The sequence below is a fragment of the Paraburkholderia elongata genome (assembly GCF_013177735.1).
In the GTDB taxonomy this organism is placed as follows: domain Bacteria; phylum Pseudomonadota; class Gammaproteobacteria; order Burkholderiales; family Burkholderiaceae; genus Paraburkholderia; species Paraburkholderia elongata.
This window is the reverse complement of sequence record NZ_WOEZ01000183.1, coordinates 70,068-84,778: the sequence shown is the minus strand read 5'-3', so window position 1 is coordinate 84,778 and position 14,711 is coordinate 70,068. Positions and strand designations below refer to the sequence as shown.

Sequence of the window (14,711 nt, the reverse complement as noted above, 5' to 3'; positions counted from 1 at the left end):
GCGCTGTTGTCCGGCAGTCAACGGGTCGAAGACGAGCAAGGCGAGAGCACGACTGAGCAAACTAGCGGGCCTGCGTGACAATCGCCGAGGTTCAATTCTCGTTCTTCCCCCGTCGCTTGTTAAATTCAATGCTTCACCGCTTTCGCCGCGCTCTCCACCGCCGGTATAGCCGGTTCAACCGGTTGAGCCGGCTCCAAAGCCGTTTCCGTTGCAGCGCTCACGGTACTTTGCGCAAAATCAACTGTCTGCTTCGCGGCTTTGCGCACGCTGTCGTGGGCGGTATTGGCGAACGTAATAACCTGCTTCAGAAATGCAATTGCTGCCTCGGAACTGACGGGGGCGTTTTGTCCGGCACTCTCGACAAACCGTTGAAACTGGCGATTAGCTTCCTGGTACTGGGCATCGATAACCTCTCCCAGCTGCGTTTGCATAGTGGAAGCGATTTCCACAAGCTGACGCTGGTACGTAAGGACCCGTTCCGTCGAAGGCAGCGCCAGCGCAGCCTGTAAGCCAGAAGCGCTATCGCCATTCGTTTTCGTCAGCCCATCCTGCATGCGTTGGTGCCAATCGGCGAACGTGGTTTTTGCCGCGTCCAGATTCAGCCTGGTTAGCTTCTCCTCAGCCTCGAGCACCTTGCCGGCTACCCCAAAGCAGAAGTCAAGACTTGCGTGTTGTACTACAGCAGCTTGCCCGTTGAAATCGCTCATGTCCGTCTCCTGAAAACGAATGTCCGACATCAAGCGTGCTCGCGAACAATGACCGTCTGATGAAGCTCGGGGGCAGGAGAGGCTACGCTGTCGGCACACATGTGCGAACCTGCTTCTCGTTGGACGTTCCAATATGTCCCGCATTCGAACATGGGCGCTTATAGTGGAGCCAGCGACGCCCGAGGGCGAGCTTCCTGTTCACGACCGACGCATTTGACGGGGGACGGCAATATGGCTGCTGATTCTGATTTGGCTTACGACCCGAAGGGACAGATGCGAGGGTCATTGCTGACGCTGGTCGAATATCTCGAACTCTCACTGGATGAGGGTGCGTGCGTCGTCATGATGCGCCGCGGTACAGACGTCTGTGCTGTCTATATCGGCGACCCAGCGGACGAGGACAACGAGTTGACTGGTCACGGAACTATCGCGGCCGGCGTGGCTGACGAGATACTCGAACTGACGCACGCCGGCTTAAACCGGATAACGGTCGGCGACCAGACGTACCGGTTTTTTCGAAGCTTCACGCATATCGCTGACGTTGGAGCAGTGATATTTGCTCCGGCGTAGGCTGGTGAGCAACCGGTCATCCTGCTTTCGGGACGCGGAAAGACGCCCGCGCAGAACACTTTGAACGTGGCTACGTCGGCCTTGGCTCGGGCCAAGGCCAACCCTTCTTCTCGGTGGGGGCATCCGACTCGGCGGGCAGCGTGTTCACGACCGACGCCTCGACCGGAGTTGCATCCGTTGCGGCATCGTGAACTGGTTCTGCCAACGCGTCCGCTTTCATCCTCGGAAGCCCGGTGCCGAACCACTTCACCGTTCTTTGGACGTGCGTGACATACGCTTTCCAGCCGTCGAGGTTACCGTCAAAAAGATTGTGCTGAACGCTTGACGCCAGCGCGTCCCGGTTGAGTTCCGCCTCAAGCAGCTCCTTTGGCCACGGGGAGAACGCGCTGGCGATGCGTTTGGTAAATTCGGCCACCGTCATTTTTGGTGCCAGCGCCCGGAGGAACTCGAAGCGCTGCAATGAATCATCTTCCTGCAAAAGGTGCGCCACCGACGCGGTCGGCCTGCTTGTCCTGGATAAACGGTTCAAAGCTTCGAGCATGTCCCCGAGATGAAGCAGTAATTCTCGCCTGTCAAATCGGTCGTCCATTGCGGTATGTTCGTTCATTGCGTACTTGGTTGGAGATGGTTGGCTTCGGTTGAACGCCAGGTTTCGTCGTCGCCCAATGTTAGCGCGCTCCCGACCAGCGTCAACAGTCACCTTCGTTTCTGCGTCGCATCCGACACGCTTGTCGACTTTGTAGCGCTTCGTGTGCCACGTTTCAGGTGCGGCGTTGCCGACTTCGGTCTGGGGAACGAACGCATCGCTCACGGTATAGTCTCAACTGTCAACGGTGAAATGTTCCGCCGCAAACCAATCTGAATCAGACCCCGATGCGCTCGGCTTTCACTAAATGGATTTTCATCGTCTACCTTCTCGGTAGCGGGACGCTGTATTCAATGGCGATACTGCTCCTGTTTCCTTTCGTCGGCAGGGCTGGACGATACTGGTTGGCAAAACAATGGTGTCGTGCACTGGTGGTTGTGATGCGCTGGCTGCCGGGAGTCTCATGTTCGATAGAAGGGCTTGAACATATTCCCGACGGGCCAGCGATCCTGCTGTGCCGTCACGAATCGACCTGGGAGACACTCGCATTTCTTGCACTTTTTCCACGGCGCATCAGTTTTGTTTTCAAGGAAGAGCTTCTTCGCATCCCTTTTTTTGGATGGGTGCTGCGTGGCCTCGATATGGTTAGCCTGAACCGCGGCTCCGCTCGACAGGCTCATCAGGCCGTGACGCAGGAAAGCGCTGAGAGGCTGGCGAAGGGAGATGTCGTCGTCATTTTCCCGGAGGGGACCCGGGTGCCACACGATGCCCCGTTGAGGATGACATCGGGAGGCGTTCGATTGGCTTGCGCGACTGGCGTACCTGCTGTTCCTGTGGTTCTCAACGCGGGCAAAGTTTGGCCGGCGAAAGGCTGGCCCAGCGGCCGTGGACAAATTCGTGTGGTTGTCGGCCCGGCATTCTCTCCCCAGGACCTGTCACAGCAGGAACTGAGTCGGGCCGTCCACGAGTGGATGAAAGATGAACTGCTGCGGCTTTGATACGCTTGTAGCAGGGTAAATCCCACGAATGGCCCGGCTGACGGTACGGATGTGGTCCAAGGCTGCCCCGACCGTCGGCGAAGATTCCGATATCCGATCGGCGTGGCGCGCATTCTGGTGGTCGAGGCCGGGGGCCGTGTCTGACGATTCCCGGGCCTTGGCCCGTGCCGAAGCCTTTGGCGATGCGCACGGCGGCATAATCGATACGTGCCATGGCGCCCCCGCACCGAGCGGCAAATGCTTGAGGCTGATTGAATCTGATTGAATCAAAGTGTCGAGGAAAATCACATGACAAGACAATGGCAATTCACGGCGACCCGGTTGCTGATCTCGGCGACCCTCGGCGTGATGTTCAGCGGTTGTACGACGATGCCGTGGGAAAGCACACCGTTCTACAGCAGCGCGCCGTCGCGCCCGACTACCCTTGCCACGGTCCCTGTGCCGGCCGGTTACTACCGCGCCAATCCGGGCGACACGCTGGCGGGGATTGCATCGGCGTACGGCCGTAAGCCGCAGGAGATTGCGGCGTGGAACGGTCTTGCGTCGAATTCGGCCGTCAATCCGGGGCAGGTGCTGCGGGTGGCTCCGCCGATGGCGTCGGGTAGTGTGGTGACACCGCCGGTCAATGTTGCTGGTCAGAATGGTTCGGCCACGGTGCCCGGCGCGGCTGGCGTTGCGCAGCAAGGCGTGCTGCTGTGGCCGTTGCGTGGCCCGGTGCTGAAAGCCTTTGCGCCGGGCAAGTCGAACGGCATCGTGATCGGTGGGCATCCGGGCGAGCCGGTCAAGGCGGCCGCTACCGGCCGGGTGGTCTATGCGGGCACGGGGATCGAAGCTTACGGTCCGCTCATCATCATCAAGCACGACGACTCGCTGATTACCGCCTACGGGCAGAACAGCACGCTGCTGGTCAAGGAAGGCGACGCTGTCGCGCAAGGGCAAACTATCGGCGAAGTCGGCGTGGATAGCCGGGGCGTGGCCTCGATCCAGTTCGAAGTGCGCCAGAACGGCCAGCCGGTCGATCCGCTTGCGTGGTTGCCGAAGTCGGGTGGCTGAGCTGCTTTTTTGCGCGGTTTTCAGCGCCGTGTTAATTAATTGAATACACTGTGTGGCTCAACAGCCGGAGCCGCGGCCGTCCATCGAAGCAGATGAAGCGGTGCGCGGGCCGCATGTCACCGGCTGTCACAGGCTGTCATGCATTGACACAAATAGGGACACACGAGGCTCTCACCATGATCGATTTGCGCAGCGACACCGTAACCCGTCCAACTCCGGCCATGCTCGCGGCGATGTCGGCCGCCGAAGTGGGCGACGACGTCTGGGGCGACGACCCAACCGTGCTGCGCCTGCAAGCAACGGTCGCGGAGCGCACCGGCAAGGAAGCAGGCCTGTTCTTCCCGAGCGGCACGCAAAGCAATCTGGCGGCGTTGATGGCGCATTGCGCACGCGGCGACGAATACATCGTCGGCCAGTTGGCGCACACCTATAAGTACGAAGGCGGCGGCGCGGCGGTGCTGGGCAGCATCCAGCCGCAACCGCTCGAGAATGCCGCCGACGGTTCGATCCCGCTCGAGAAGATCGCCGCCGCGATCAAGCCGATCGATAACCACTTCGCTCGCACGCGGCTGTTGGCGCTGGAAAACACCATCGGCGGCAAAGTCCTGCCGGCGGGTTACGTCGACGAGGCGGTGCAGTTGGCGCGTCAGCATGGGTTGTCGACTCACCTCGACGGCGCGCGGGTCTACAACGCTGCGGTTGCATCGGGCAAGCCGGTCGCGGCGCTGTGCGAACCGTTCGATTCGATCTCGATCTGTTTTTCGAAGGGCTTGGGCGCACCGGTCGGCTCGGTATTGGTCGGCAGCCAGGCGCTGATCGACGTGGCGCATCGCTGGCGCAAGGTGCTGGGCGGCGGGATGCGCCAGGCCGGCGTGCTGGCGGCGGCTTGCCTGTACGCGCTGGATCACAACGTCGAGCGCCTCGCCGACGATCACGCGAACGCCGCGCATCTGGCGGCCGGTCTGGAAGCGATCGACCATGTCAAGGTGCAATCAATCGCGACCAACATGGTGTTCGCGCAGTTTCCGCAGCAGCATTGCGCGCCGCTCGAAGCGTGGCTCAAGGAGCGCGGCATCCTCACGCAAATGCTCTACGCGTCGCGCTTCGTCACGCATAAGGATGTGTCGCGTGCGGATATCGATACGTTTATCGCCGCAGTGAAGGGGTATTTCGCCGCGCGTTGATCGATCGCTCAGGCGGATTGAAAGCGGAATAAAAAAACGGGCGCACTGCCACAGCAGTGCGCCCGTTTTGTTTATTCCGCCGACGCTTTCGCGTGCACGCCCGCGCGGTGCGACGGCGCGAACAGCCGCAGTCCGCTTGCAAGGCTCGCCGCGCCGGCGAAGAAGGCGCCGGCGCTGAGCGCGAGTGTCGGTCCATTCCGGCCGGCGATGCTGAAGCTCAGCGCAACCAGCGCAGCGCCGGTGGTCTGCCCGAGCAGCCGGGCAGTCGCGACGATGCCGCTGGCGCCGCCACTGCGCTCGGGCGGCGCGCTCGCCATCAATGCCTTCAGGTTGGGTGACTGGAAGAAGCCGAAGCCCGCGCCGCAAATCGCCATGCGGATACCGATATCGAGCACATGCGGATGCACCGGCAGCAACGCCAGCGATGCCATCCCTGCCGACATCACCGCAAGGCCGATCGCACCGAGCAAGCCCGGCGGATAGCGGTCGGACAGACTGCCCGCCAGCGGCGCGGCCAACGCGACCACCACGGGCCACGGCGTCATCAGAAAGCCGGTCTCGACCTGGCTGCGATGCAGCACGTCCTCGAAGTAGAAAGGCAGCGACACGAACGCCAGCCCTTGCGCGGCGAACGAGCACACCGCGGTCACCGCCGACAACGCAAATACCGGCCGCTTGAACAGATCGACCGGCAGCATCGGTGCCGGGTGGCCCGCTTCACGGCGAATCAGCAACACCCCGAACACCACCGCAATCGCCGTCGCGCTCAACACCAGTTGGGTCGAGGCGCGTTGGGCCGCCTCGCCGAGCGCGAAGATCAGGGCGGCGAAGGTGATCACGTTGAGGAGCGCCGCAAGCGGGTCGAAGTTGTGTTTGCCGCGCTCGGTGTGCGGCAGCGCGGGCCACGCGAAGGCTAGCGCCAGCAGACCGAGCGGCACGTTGACCGCGAACAGCCAGGGCCATGCGGCAACGGACAGAATCAGCGAGGCCACCGTCGGCCCGACCGCGAACGACACGCCGACGATCAAGGCGTTAGTGCCGAGGCCGCGTCCGAGCCGATGCGGCGGATACAGATAGCGGATCAGCGCCGTGTTGACGCTCATGATCGCGCTCGCGCCGAGACCTTGCAGCACGCGCGCGGCGGCCAACATCGGCAGCGTCGACGCTAGCGAGCACGCTAGCGACGCCAGCGTGAACAGCGCAATCCCGCCGATATAAATCTTGCGATGCCCGACGATGTCGCCGAGTGCGGCGAGCGGCAGCACTGTCGCGACCACCGCGAGCTGGTAGGCGTTGATGATCCACACCGACGCCGCGGGCGCGGCGTGCAGATCCTGGGCGATGGCGGGCAGGGCGGTGTTGGCGATCGCCGTATCGAGTGTGGCGAGCGCGACTGCGAGCATGATCGCGGCCATTGCGCGGCGGTTGGCGGCAGTCATCGGGCCGTCCGCTGGAAGGGTCTGGTCGAGCGTGGCGCCACGGATGGCGCTGGGTTTGTCGGACAAGGCGTGGCTCGTCGGGTTATGCATGCCGCAGCGCCGGGCGCGTCGGAGGGGCGGCGCGGCGCACAAGCGGCAGGGTTGCGTGGAGTGAAGCGCACGGGGCCTGAGTCCAGCGGTCAGGGCGGCTCGCGCAGTGAATGGAGCGATTGTTACAGAGACGTCGAAATCGTGCTGGGAAGCGGGCAGGGCGGGGCGCTTTGTCGGGCGTTCGCAATGCAACTAACGGTCAAGTCCGTGCGGCATCTTCGAACCGGCACTGGGCCACGCTGTCACACACCACTTCGGCTATAACCGTTCAGCAGACGAGGTGCCCCGATTTGACCACGCATCGAACCGGTCAACGCATTCATCGGCAAGACACACGTTGGAAAAGATAATCGTGCTGCCTCTCCCATGCTGGTGGCTTGCATCGCTCGCCATCGTTTCGCCAGTGTTTGCCTGTTTTACGGGCCGATGCACGCGCGCAGTGCTGCGCACCGGCCGCCTGCACCGCGTACGTGCGCAAAACCCGTGAAGCAGCGTGTGTCGGCGGGCATGGCATGTGCGTGAGCCCCCGCTCGCGCTCGCCGATGTCCGCGGGCCGTAAAATGTCGTACTCTGTTTGTTAACCCGCCTGACCGGCACGCGCCTCCCGTCCGTCATCTATGCGGTTCGCGTATGCCGCGTCGTTTTTCCCCGGAGGCTTCGATGACAGCCGTCGATCTGGAATTCGACCAGCTCAACAGTACCGTCGACGCGCTACGGCGCTCAATTTCCAATCGCATGATGTACGGCGTCGGCAAGGACGCCGTCACCGCTCACCCGCATGACTGGCTGCACGCCGCGGCGCTCGCCGTGCGTGACCGGCTGGTCGCGCGCTGGATGAAGACCACGCGCCTGCAGTACGAACAGGACGTCAAACGCGTCTACTACCTGTCGATGGAATTCCTGATCGGCCGCACGTTTACGAACGCGTTGCTCGCGCTCGGCATCCACGATCAGATGAAGGAAGCGCTCGCGAGTCTCGGTGTCGACATGGACACGCTGGTCAATATCGAGCCGGACGCAGCCCTCGGCAACGGCGGCCTTGGGCGGCTCGCGGCCTGTTTTCTCGATTCGATGGCGACGCTCGGCATTCCGGGCTTCGGCTATGGCATTCGTTACGAATATGGGATGTTCCGCCAGGAGATCGTCGACGGCGAGCAGGTCGAAGCGCCGGACTACTGGCTGCGCGCGGGCAATCCGTGGGAGTTTCCGCGGCCCGAGATCAAGTACATGGTGCATTTCGGCGGCCGCACGGTGCAGCGCGGCGAGCATGTCGAGTGGATCGACACGGAGCATGTAAATGCCACGGCCTACGACACGGTCATTCCGGGTTACGCGACCAGTGCGACGAACACGCTGCGCCTGTGGTCCGCGCGCGCAACCGAGGAGCTCGACCTCGGCGCGTTCAATCGCGGCGATTACCGCAACGCGGTCGACACCAAGAACATGTCTGAGAACGTGTCGCGGCTGCTCTATCCGGACGATTCGACGCCGGCCGGCCGCGAGCTGCGGCTGCGTCAGGAGTACTTCTTTGTTTCAGCGACGATGCAGGACTTGATTCGCCGCTATCAGCGCACGCACAGTACGTTCGGACGCTTCTCCGAAAAGGTCGCGGTGCATCTGAACGATACGCACCCGGTGCTGGCGATTCCGGAACTGATGCGTTTGCTGGTGGATGTTCATCATCAGCCGTGGGACAAGGCATGGCAGCACGTCACCAAGATCTTCTCGTACACGAACCACACCTTGATGCCCGAAGCGCTCGAAACGTGGGACGTCGAGATGCTTGCGCGCCTTTTGCCGCGACATCTTGAGATCATCTTCGAGATCAACGCGGGGTTTCTCAAGCATGTCAGCGAACAATTGGGACATGACGGCGAGATGATCCGCCGCATTTCGCTGGTCGACGAATATGGCCAGCGGCGTGTGCGGATGGCGTATCTGGCGATCGTCGCGAGTCACAAGGTGAATGGCGTATCGAAGTTGCACTCGCAACTGATGACACGCGATATTTTCGCCGACTTCGCGCGCCTCTATCCGGACCGTTTCACCAACGTCACCAACGGCATCACGCCGCGGCGCTGGCTGGCGCAGGCGAGTCCGTCGCTGTCGTCGCTGATCGACCAGCAGATCGGCACGCATTGGCGCAGCAACCTGTTCGAGCTGGAACAACTACGCGCTCTGCGCAACGACAGTGCGTTCATCGACGCCTTCCGTGAAGCGAAGCGGCAGAACAAGGTGCGGCTCGTGCAGCGGCTCGCGCATCACACCAAACTGCACTTCGATCCCGATGCGTTGTTCGATCTTCAGGTCAAGCGCATTCACGAATACAAGCGGCAGTTGCTGAACGTGCTGCACGTGATCGTGCGCTATAACCAGATTCGCGCGAATCCGGAGCGCGATTGGGTGCCGCGCGTGGTGATGTTCGCCGGCAAGGCCGCGTCCGCGTATCGCATGGCGAAGACGATCATCAAGCTGATCGGCGATGTTAGCGAGAAGGTCAATCACGATCCGTTGATCGGCGATCGCCTCAAGGTGGTGTTCGTGCCGAACTACGGCGTGAGCGTGGCCGAGTTGATCATTCCGGCGGCCGATCTGTCGGAGCAGATTTCGATGGCCGGCACCGAAGCATCAGGCACCGGCAACATGAAACTCGCGCTGAACGGCGCGTTGACAATCGGCACAATGGACGGCGCCAACATCGAGATCTGCGAAGCAGTGGGGCGCGAGAACATCTTTATCTTCGGCCATACCGCCGACGAAGTGGACGACCTGCGCGCCACCGGCTACCGGCCGCGGCACGTGTACGAGGAGAATCCGGAACTGCGTATGGCGCTCGACCAGATTCGCACGGGCTTCTTCTCTCCGGATGATCCACTGCGCTTCTCGGACATCTTCCACACGTTGGTGGATTGGGGCGATCACTATATGGTGCTCGCCGATTTCGCCGCGTTTGCGAAAGCGCAGGACGAAGTGGATGCGCGTTTCGTCGACAAGCGCGCGTGGGCCGAGAGCGCGATCGAGAACGTCGCAGGCATGGGACAGTTTTCTTCGGACCGCACCATCGGCGAATATGCGCGCAACATCTGGCACGTGAATCCGCTCAGTATGGAGTGACGCGGGCGCGTTTGTGGCGCTTGCTCAAATGCGTGTTCAAATAAGAAAAGGCCGTGCGAATTTTTTCGCACGGCCTTTTTTATCGATTGATGAATATCACGGGGCGAATCGTTCGCTCTCTTTTTCCGCATGCAAACCGAATTGCCCACGCGGGAAATCGAACAGCACGTCGATATTCTGCATGGCCATCAAACCGACCACGATGCGGTTAGCGTCCGGCTTCGCCTTGACGATCGTGACTTGCGCCTTCTCGTAACGGTGCACCCATGAACCCGTGCCGATGGCCGTCGCATAGTTGCCCTGATCGAGCACATTGCCGACCTCGCCGTCTCCGGTCCAGTTGGGCGCTTTGTCCATTTCGATGCGGATCATGCCGGTGCTGCCGGTTGCGAACACCAGCGGCGCGCAGAAGGTCATCTTGTCGCCCACATTCACGCAGCCTCGCGGCCATTGCGCCGTGCCGTCTTTCGACACCGTCATCGGCACCATGGTGTAGTCCTTTGTAATGGCGCTCGAGGGGCTCAACACCATGTACGGCTTCGCGAAGTTCGAGTGCACCAGATAACGTTGGCCGATGTTGCCGGGCAACGCGCGTAACGGTTGGGTACAGCAGCTATCGTCCGGTTGCGCGGCGCCGACGCCGACGATGCCGGAAAACGCCCAGCCGAATTCACCGGTGTAGCCGTCCATCCCGACGCACTTCCGCGCGTTCGGCAGGCAGCGCACGACGTCCACCGCTTGCGCGGCGATCGGCGTTGGCGTGGTGCCGGCGAGGCTGAACGGCACCTTGACGGCCGAGCCGAGAATCTCCACGCCGTTCGCGAACGACAACGACGTCACGCCGCCGGCGCTTGCATAGTTCGAACCCGGCAGCACCGACTTCAACACCCGCGTGCCTTGCGTCCCGGTGTCGAGCGCCATGTATACCGGCTTGCCGTCGAGCTGGACCGGTAGGCCGAGGCGTGCGTGATCTTCGTCGGCGCGCTCCACGTGCAGCGGAATTAGCAGGCCATCGTTGCCGCCGTTGATCAGCGCGGCATTGGGGGCCGGCGGCGTGGGGGTGGGAAAGGTGGTGGAGCAACCGGTCAGCGCGGCGAGCGCGCCGGCTACGACCAGCGCCGCTGCGGCTGAACGACGAAAATGAAGTCGGAAATGAGGACCGAAATGAAGACCGACATGCCGGCGCGCGGCATCGAGAGACGACAGGAACATAGGATCACGCTTTGCAAAAAGGCGGGTCCCTGGCGAAGGCGATGCATCGTGAGCTGCCGGTTGGACAACTCGAACAGCACTGGCGGCAATCTCAGTGGATTGCCGCGGCGTGGGCGGGGAAACCGGGACGCTTGCGGGGGCCTGCGGGAGGGAACACGCGATAACAGGAGCGGCGACTCTACACGGCCACCCGCGGGCAATTGCAAAGATGTGTAAAGGTTTGGGGGAAGGCTAGCAAGTTGCCCGTGCAAGCATTGATCTATGTCAATAGTCGCGCGGACGGCGGATCACGGTGACTTCCGCGCGACCGAGCGTTGCGCGGTCGAGGGTGGCCGTCAGCAGGCCGATCACGTCGTCGAGCGAGCGCGAGGTGACTTCGACACGAAAGGTCACGCGCTCGTGCTGTTGGTCGACGGTCACGACGTAGAGACGCAGATCGTCTCCGAGGGCGGTATGCAACGCGCGCCGTCCGTTTGCCGACGAAGTGCCGGGCACGGTAACGTCGATGATGACGAGGGGGACGACGACATGCGTGCGGCGGGGAATGTGCGATTCGCGTGGTGCGCGCTGTGTGCGCGGGGCGGCGATTTCAGACGTTGCTACGGACGTGAGCATCATGATTGCACCGATTCGGCGAGGCGGCGCGCGTTGTTGATACCCAACCACTCTAGCGGCGCGAGCCTCAACGAAGCGCAAAAGCTGCCGCGTCGCGAATCAAATTTGTGTTAACGCGACGCCTGGCGTTTTGCGGATGGCGGCCGCTCAGGCCTTGGCCGCCCCAGCGGCTGCCTTTGCTTCATGCACGGCCGCGGCGACGCGTTCGACGAACTCGCGGTCGGTGCTCATGAGCGCTTCACGCAAGCCATTCGCGGTCTGCACCATCAAACGATGCGTGATGTCCTGAGTCGCCCACGTGAGCCAGCCGACCACGATCAACATCGTGCCGCATACCATGCCGACGGGGGAGCGCAATATCCCGCCGACAATAACGCCCACGAGTCCGACGAGCGAGATTGCGCGCGGCAGGACTTTGTTCTTCTGCACGGTGACGACTTGCACGTCGACGATATCGCGCAGCGGAAAGACCTGGCCGGCCGACGAGAGTGCGTTACGCGTGACCGACACGCCGCGGTCATTGAAAGGGGTTTCCATCGAGTCCAATGCAAGCGGTAGCAAAGGCCGCAGCGTACCAGATGCAGCGGCAGCGCTGGAAGTGGCGGGGTGGCGCAAGGCCGCTACTGATAGATTTGATCAGTATCACACTTCAGCCTGACGCTTGAAAAATGGTGTCACTAATGGCACCATTGATTCATGACGGAGAAAATTCTTGGCCAAATGCGCCGCGAGCCGACCAACGTCCGTTTCTCGGCGTTGCTCAAGGTGTGCACGCAATATTTCGGCGAACCACGCCGCTCGGGCACGAGCCACGCAGTGTTCAAAACACCATGGCCAGGAGATCCTCGCGTCAACATTCAAAACGATAACGGCAAAGCCAAGGCGTATCAGGTGCGTCAGGTATTACAAGCCATAGAAAAGCTCACGGAGAGTCAACATGCCCGCTGATCACTACACCTATCGCGTTACCTGGTCGCCGGAGGACGGCGAACATGTCGGCTTGTGCGCGGAGTTTCCGTCATTGTCGTGGCTCGCGCGCACGCCGGATACCGCGTTGAAGGGAATTCGCGCTGCTGTCGCCGAAGCAGTCGCGGATATGCAGGAAAGCGGTGAGGCGGTACCCGAACCCTTGGCCGAGAAGCGCTACAGCGGCGAGTTCAGAGTTCGGATTCCGCCGGAGCAGCATCGCGCGCTCGCAATGCAAGCGGCTGAACAGGGCGTCAGTCTGAATCGGCTAGTGAGTATGAAGCTCGCGGCGTAAGTGTCGGCGTGGGCGCGTGGAGTACGTCGAATAGCACTCGAACCGCCCCCCCAAAAGAAAAACGCCCCGCAGGGCGTTTTCCAGAACCTCAGCACCGCAAGGAACTTGCGCTCCTCGTCGGCAAGGCAAGACTCGCTTAGAACTTGTGACGGATACCGACGCGGAATGCCAGTTGGTTGTCCGCACCCGTGCCCGACGTGTTGAAGTAGCTCGTGCTCGAACCGATCTGCGCTTGCAGATCTTGCGTGCCGTTGTGGCCAGCAGCGATCTGATAGATGCCCAGTGCGTAGACGTCCGTGCGCTTGCTCAGTGCGTAGTCGACGCTCAGGTCAGCCTGGTTCCAGTGGCCCGTGTTCGCGTTGCTCAGGTGCATGTACGTATAGCCCGCACCAGCCGTCAGCGCCGGCGTGAATGCGTACTTCGCGCCCGCTTCGTACGCAGCGAACGTGGTCGCGCCGCCCGTGATCGGAGCGAAGCGCGTGTTCGTGTACAACGCCCACAGCGTAGCTGCGCCGATCGAGTAACGGCCGCCGACGCCGAACGTGCGCAGATCACGCACGTTGCCCGTCGACACGTTGGCGATAGCCGTCGAGAACGCCGGGGTTGCCTGGCTCGGGTAACGGATGTCCGTGTACGCTGCGCCGACGCCGAACGGGCCGTTCGCGTAGTTCACGCCAAAGCTGTATGCACGCGACGAACCTGCGACCGGTGCTGCGACCGTGCCGGTTGCCGGTGCGCCGGCGAATGCGCCAGCCTGGTTCGAGAAGCCGTACATCGCGCCGAAGGTCAGGCCTGCGAAATTCGCGCTGCTGAACTTGACTGCGTTGTTGATACGGCTCGACGTCAGCTGGTCGACGTCGTTGATGTGGTAAGCGTAGTTACCTGCGACGGTTTGGCCACCGGTCGAGTAGTTGCCGCCCAGGTAATCCGTCGAAAACGAGTACTGGCGACCGAACGTCAGCGAGCCGACGTTGTTCTGCGACAGACCGACAAACGCTTGACGGCCGAACATCGCGCCGCCTTGGCCGAGCGTGCCGTTGCCGCTGTTAAAACCGTTTTCCAACACGAACAGCGCCTTCAGGCCGCCACCGAGGTCTTCGGTGCCGCGCAAGCCCCAACGGCTGCCTTGAGCAACGCCGTCGTCGTACTTGAAGAGCTTGTCGTGGCTGGTGCCAACCTTCGAGTTGTTCACGTAGCTAATACCAGCATCGATCAGGCCATACAGCGTGACGCTGCTTTGCGCATGGGCGGCGCTGGCGAAGACGGCGAGAGTAGCGGCGGTCAATACTTTCTTATTCAAGGCAATTCTCCGATTAAAAATTAAGCGATCGCCACGCCGTGCTCTTTGGCGAGGTCGTGGGATGGCCCGAAATTTAAGGGAACGCAGAGTAAGGTATGTGACAGCTTTGCTTATTTTTGAAATCTGTCGCGCCGGCGCGACACTCACATAGCTTCGCTAGTTGAAATCACGCAAGGCACGCCGCTCATAAGCTTTTTCCGGATCGTGCATATAAGCGTGTGAAAAACGATTGGTTTTCGGGTGCATCGGCTGCATGCGACGATCCGCGCCTATCAATCAAAACCGCACGAGGGGAACGCATGCAACGCCGGACAATTATCCAGAATCTGCTCGCTATCGCCGCTGTTTCGCTCACGGCAACGTTTGCGCATGCCGATGACAAACAACTCAAGATCGGCACGATGAGCGGCCCGGACGCGCAGATCAAAGGCGCGATCATTCCGGCTTTCTGAGCGGTTTTATAAGCGGTTTCCAAGCAACTCGCCCGCCTCCTTTGAACAACCCGTTCTTGCGCAACAGACGCGTAAACGCAGATCGCCCGCTGAAACAGCGGGCGATCTGCTTTGCGGGCACAGCTTTTAC

General features: G+C 61.6%; 14 protein-coding genes and 1 pseudogene. 8 read left to right on the top strand and 7 right to left on the bottom strand.

Annotation, left to right across the window (positions count from 1 at the left end; translation table 11 throughout):
• Positions 1–125: 125 nt before the first annotated feature.
• Positions 126–707, bottom strand: coding sequence for a phasin family protein (phaP, locus tag GNZ13_RS31195; RefSeq protein ID WP_172171757.1), 582 nt, complete (start codon positions 705–707; stop codon positions 126–128).
• 231 nt (positions 708–938) lie between these two features.
• On the opposite strand from phaP, the gene GNZ13_RS31190 reads away from it, so the two are divergent.
• Positions 939–1,277, top strand: coding sequence for a hypothetical protein (locus GNZ13_RS31190; RefSeq protein WP_172171755.1), 339 nt, complete (start codon positions 939–941; stop codon positions 1,275–1,277).
• Between the two features lie 70 nt (positions 1,278–1,347).
• Here GNZ13_RS31190 and GNZ13_RS31185 read toward each other — a convergent pair whose 3' ends face one another.
• Positions 1,348–1,866 (bottom strand): hypothetical protein, encoded by a 519-nt coding sequence (locus GNZ13_RS31185; protein WP_172171827.1) that lies wholly within the window; start codon positions 1,864–1,866, stop codon positions 1,348–1,350.
• A gap of 284 nt (positions 1,867–2,150) precedes the next feature.
• On the opposite strand from GNZ13_RS31185, the gene GNZ13_RS31180 reads away from it, so the two are divergent.
• The 3 genes from GNZ13_RS31180 (at position 2,151) to ltaE (ending at position 5,098) form a co-directional block, all read left to right on the top strand.
• Positions 2,151–2,861 (top strand): lysophospholipid acyltransferase family protein, encoded by a 711-nt coding sequence (locus GNZ13_RS31180; RefSeq protein ID WP_172171753.1) that lies wholly within the window; start codon positions 2,151–2,153, stop codon positions 2,859–2,861.
• Between the two features lie 288 nt (positions 2,862–3,149).
• Positions 3,150–3,914 carry a peptidoglycan DD-metalloendopeptidase family protein gene (locus GNZ13_RS31175; protein ID WP_172171751.1) on the top strand — a complete coding sequence of 255 codons (765 nt, stop codon included), beginning with the start codon at positions 3,150–3,152 and terminating at the stop codon, positions 3,912–3,914.
• A gap of 176 nt (positions 3,915–4,090) precedes the next feature.
• Positions 4,091–5,098, top strand: coding sequence for a low-specificity L-threonine aldolase (gene ltaE, locus GNZ13_RS31170; RefSeq protein ID WP_172171749.1), 1,008 nt, complete (start codon positions 4,091–4,093; stop codon positions 5,096–5,098).
• Positions 5,099–5,169: 71 nt separating this feature from the next.
• On the opposite strand, the gene GNZ13_RS31165 is transcribed toward ltaE, so the two are convergent.
• A complete protein-coding gene (locus tag GNZ13_RS31165) occupies positions 5,170–6,537 on the bottom strand; it encodes an MFS transporter (RefSeq protein WP_172171825.1) in 1,368 nt (455 codons plus the stop codon).
• Between the two features lie 750 nt (positions 6,538–7,287).
• On the opposite strand from GNZ13_RS31165, the gene GNZ13_RS31160 reads away from it, so the two are divergent.
• Positions 7,288–9,741 carry a glycogen/starch/alpha-glucan phosphorylase gene (locus GNZ13_RS31160; protein ID WP_172171747.1) on the top strand — a complete coding sequence of 818 codons (2,454 nt, stop codon included), beginning with the start codon at positions 7,288–7,290 and terminating at the stop codon, positions 9,739–9,741.
• Between the two features lie 96 nt (positions 9,742–9,837).
• Here the strand turns inward: GNZ13_RS31160 and GNZ13_RS31155 are convergent, their stop codons facing one another.
• The 3 genes from GNZ13_RS31155 to GNZ13_RS31145 all read right to left on the bottom strand — a co-directional run bounded on the left by GNZ13_RS31155 (position 9,838) and on the right by GNZ13_RS31145 (position 12,105).
• Complete coding sequence (locus GNZ13_RS31155; protein WP_172171745.1) at positions 9,838–10,953, bottom strand: hypothetical protein; 1,116 nt, start codon at positions 10,951–10,953, stop codon at positions 9,838–9,840.
• A 264-nt stretch (positions 10,954–11,217) separates the two neighbouring features.
• The gene (locus GNZ13_RS31150; protein WP_172171743.1) at positions 11,218–11,571 is read right to left on the bottom strand and encodes a hypothetical protein; all 354 of its coding nucleotides are present in this window, start codon (positions 11,569–11,571) and stop codon (positions 11,218–11,220) included.
• Positions 11,572–11,715: 144 nt separating this feature from the next.
• Positions 11,716–12,105: a DUF6232 family protein gene (locus tag GNZ13_RS31145; RefSeq protein ID WP_172171741.1), complete on the bottom strand. Its 390-nt coding sequence runs from the start codon at positions 12,103–12,105 to the stop codon at positions 11,716–11,718.
• Between the two features lie 159 nt (positions 12,106–12,264).
• Between GNZ13_RS31145 and GNZ13_RS31140 the strand changes: the two genes are divergently transcribed.
• Positions 12,265–12,516, top strand: coding sequence for a hypothetical protein (locus GNZ13_RS31140; RefSeq protein ID WP_063499892.1), 252 nt, complete (start codon positions 12,265–12,267; stop codon positions 12,514–12,516).
• Positions 12,506–12,829 (top strand): type II toxin-antitoxin system HicB family antitoxin, encoded by a 324-nt coding sequence (locus tag GNZ13_RS31135; RefSeq protein ID WP_172171739.1) that lies wholly within the window; start codon positions 12,506–12,508, stop codon positions 12,827–12,829. The genes GNZ13_RS31140 and GNZ13_RS31135 overlap by 11 nt, the downstream gene beginning before the upstream one ends.
• A 136-nt stretch (positions 12,830–12,965) precedes the next feature.
• Here GNZ13_RS31135 and GNZ13_RS31130 read toward each other — a convergent pair whose 3' ends face one another.
• A complete protein-coding gene (locus tag GNZ13_RS31130; protein WP_172171737.1) occupies positions 12,966–14,129 on the bottom strand; it encodes a porin in 1,164 nt (387 codons plus the stop codon).
• A 299-nt stretch (positions 14,130–14,428) separates the two neighbouring features.
• On the opposite strand from GNZ13_RS31130, the pseudogene GNZ13_RS31125 reads away from it, so the two are divergent.
• Positions 14,429–14,554 (top strand): annotated as a pseudogene (locus tag GNZ13_RS31125) (metal ABC transporter substrate-binding protein); the annotation flags it as partial.
• Between the last annotated feature and the right edge of the window lie 157 nt (positions 14,555–14,711).

Coding starts and splice junctions, on each gene's coding strand:
- GNZ13_RS31135 (WP_172171739.1), top strand. CDS start 12,506: ATGCCCGCTGATCACTACACCTATCGCGTTACCTGGTCGCCGGAGGAC.
- phaP (WP_172171757.1), bottom strand. CDS start 707: ATGAGCGATTTCAACGGGCAAGCTGCTGTAGTACAACACGCAAGTCTT.
- GNZ13_RS31140 (WP_063499892.1), top strand. CDS start 12,265: ATGACGGAGAAAATTCTTGGCCAAATGCGCCGCGAGCCGACCAACGTC.
- GNZ13_RS31150 (WP_172171743.1), bottom strand. CDS start 11,571: ATGATGCTCACGTCCGTAGCAACGTCTGAAATCGCCGCCCCGCGCACA.
- GNZ13_RS31165 (WP_172171825.1), bottom strand. CDS start 6,537: ATGACTGCCGCCAACCGCCGCGCAATGGCCGCGATCATGCTCGCAGTC.
- GNZ13_RS31185 (WP_172171827.1), bottom strand. CDS start 1,866: ATGGACGACCGATTTGACAGGCGAGAATTACTGCTTCATCTCGGGGAC.
- GNZ13_RS31155 (WP_172171745.1), bottom strand. CDS start 10,953: ATGTTCCTGTCGTCTCTCGATGCCGCGCGCCGGCATGTCGGTCTTCAT.
- GNZ13_RS31145 (WP_172171741.1), bottom strand. CDS start 12,105: ATGGAAACCCCTTTCAATGACCGCGGCGTGTCGGTCACGCGTAACGCA.
- GNZ13_RS31175 (WP_172171751.1), top strand. CDS start 3,150: ATGACAAGACAATGGCAATTCACGGCGACCCGGTTGCTGATCTCGGCG.
- GNZ13_RS31160 (WP_172171747.1), top strand. CDS start 7,288: ATGACAGCCGTCGATCTGGAATTCGACCAGCTCAACAGTACCGTCGAC.
- GNZ13_RS31180 (WP_172171753.1), top strand. CDS start 2,151: ATGCGCTCGGCTTTCACTAAATGGATTTTCATCGTCTACCTTCTCGGT.
- GNZ13_RS31190 (WP_172171755.1), top strand. CDS start 939: ATGGCTGCTGATTCTGATTTGGCTTACGACCCGAAGGGACAGATGCGA.
- ltaE (WP_172171749.1), top strand. CDS start 4,091: ATGATCGATTTGCGCAGCGACACCGTAACCCGTCCAACTCCGGCCATG.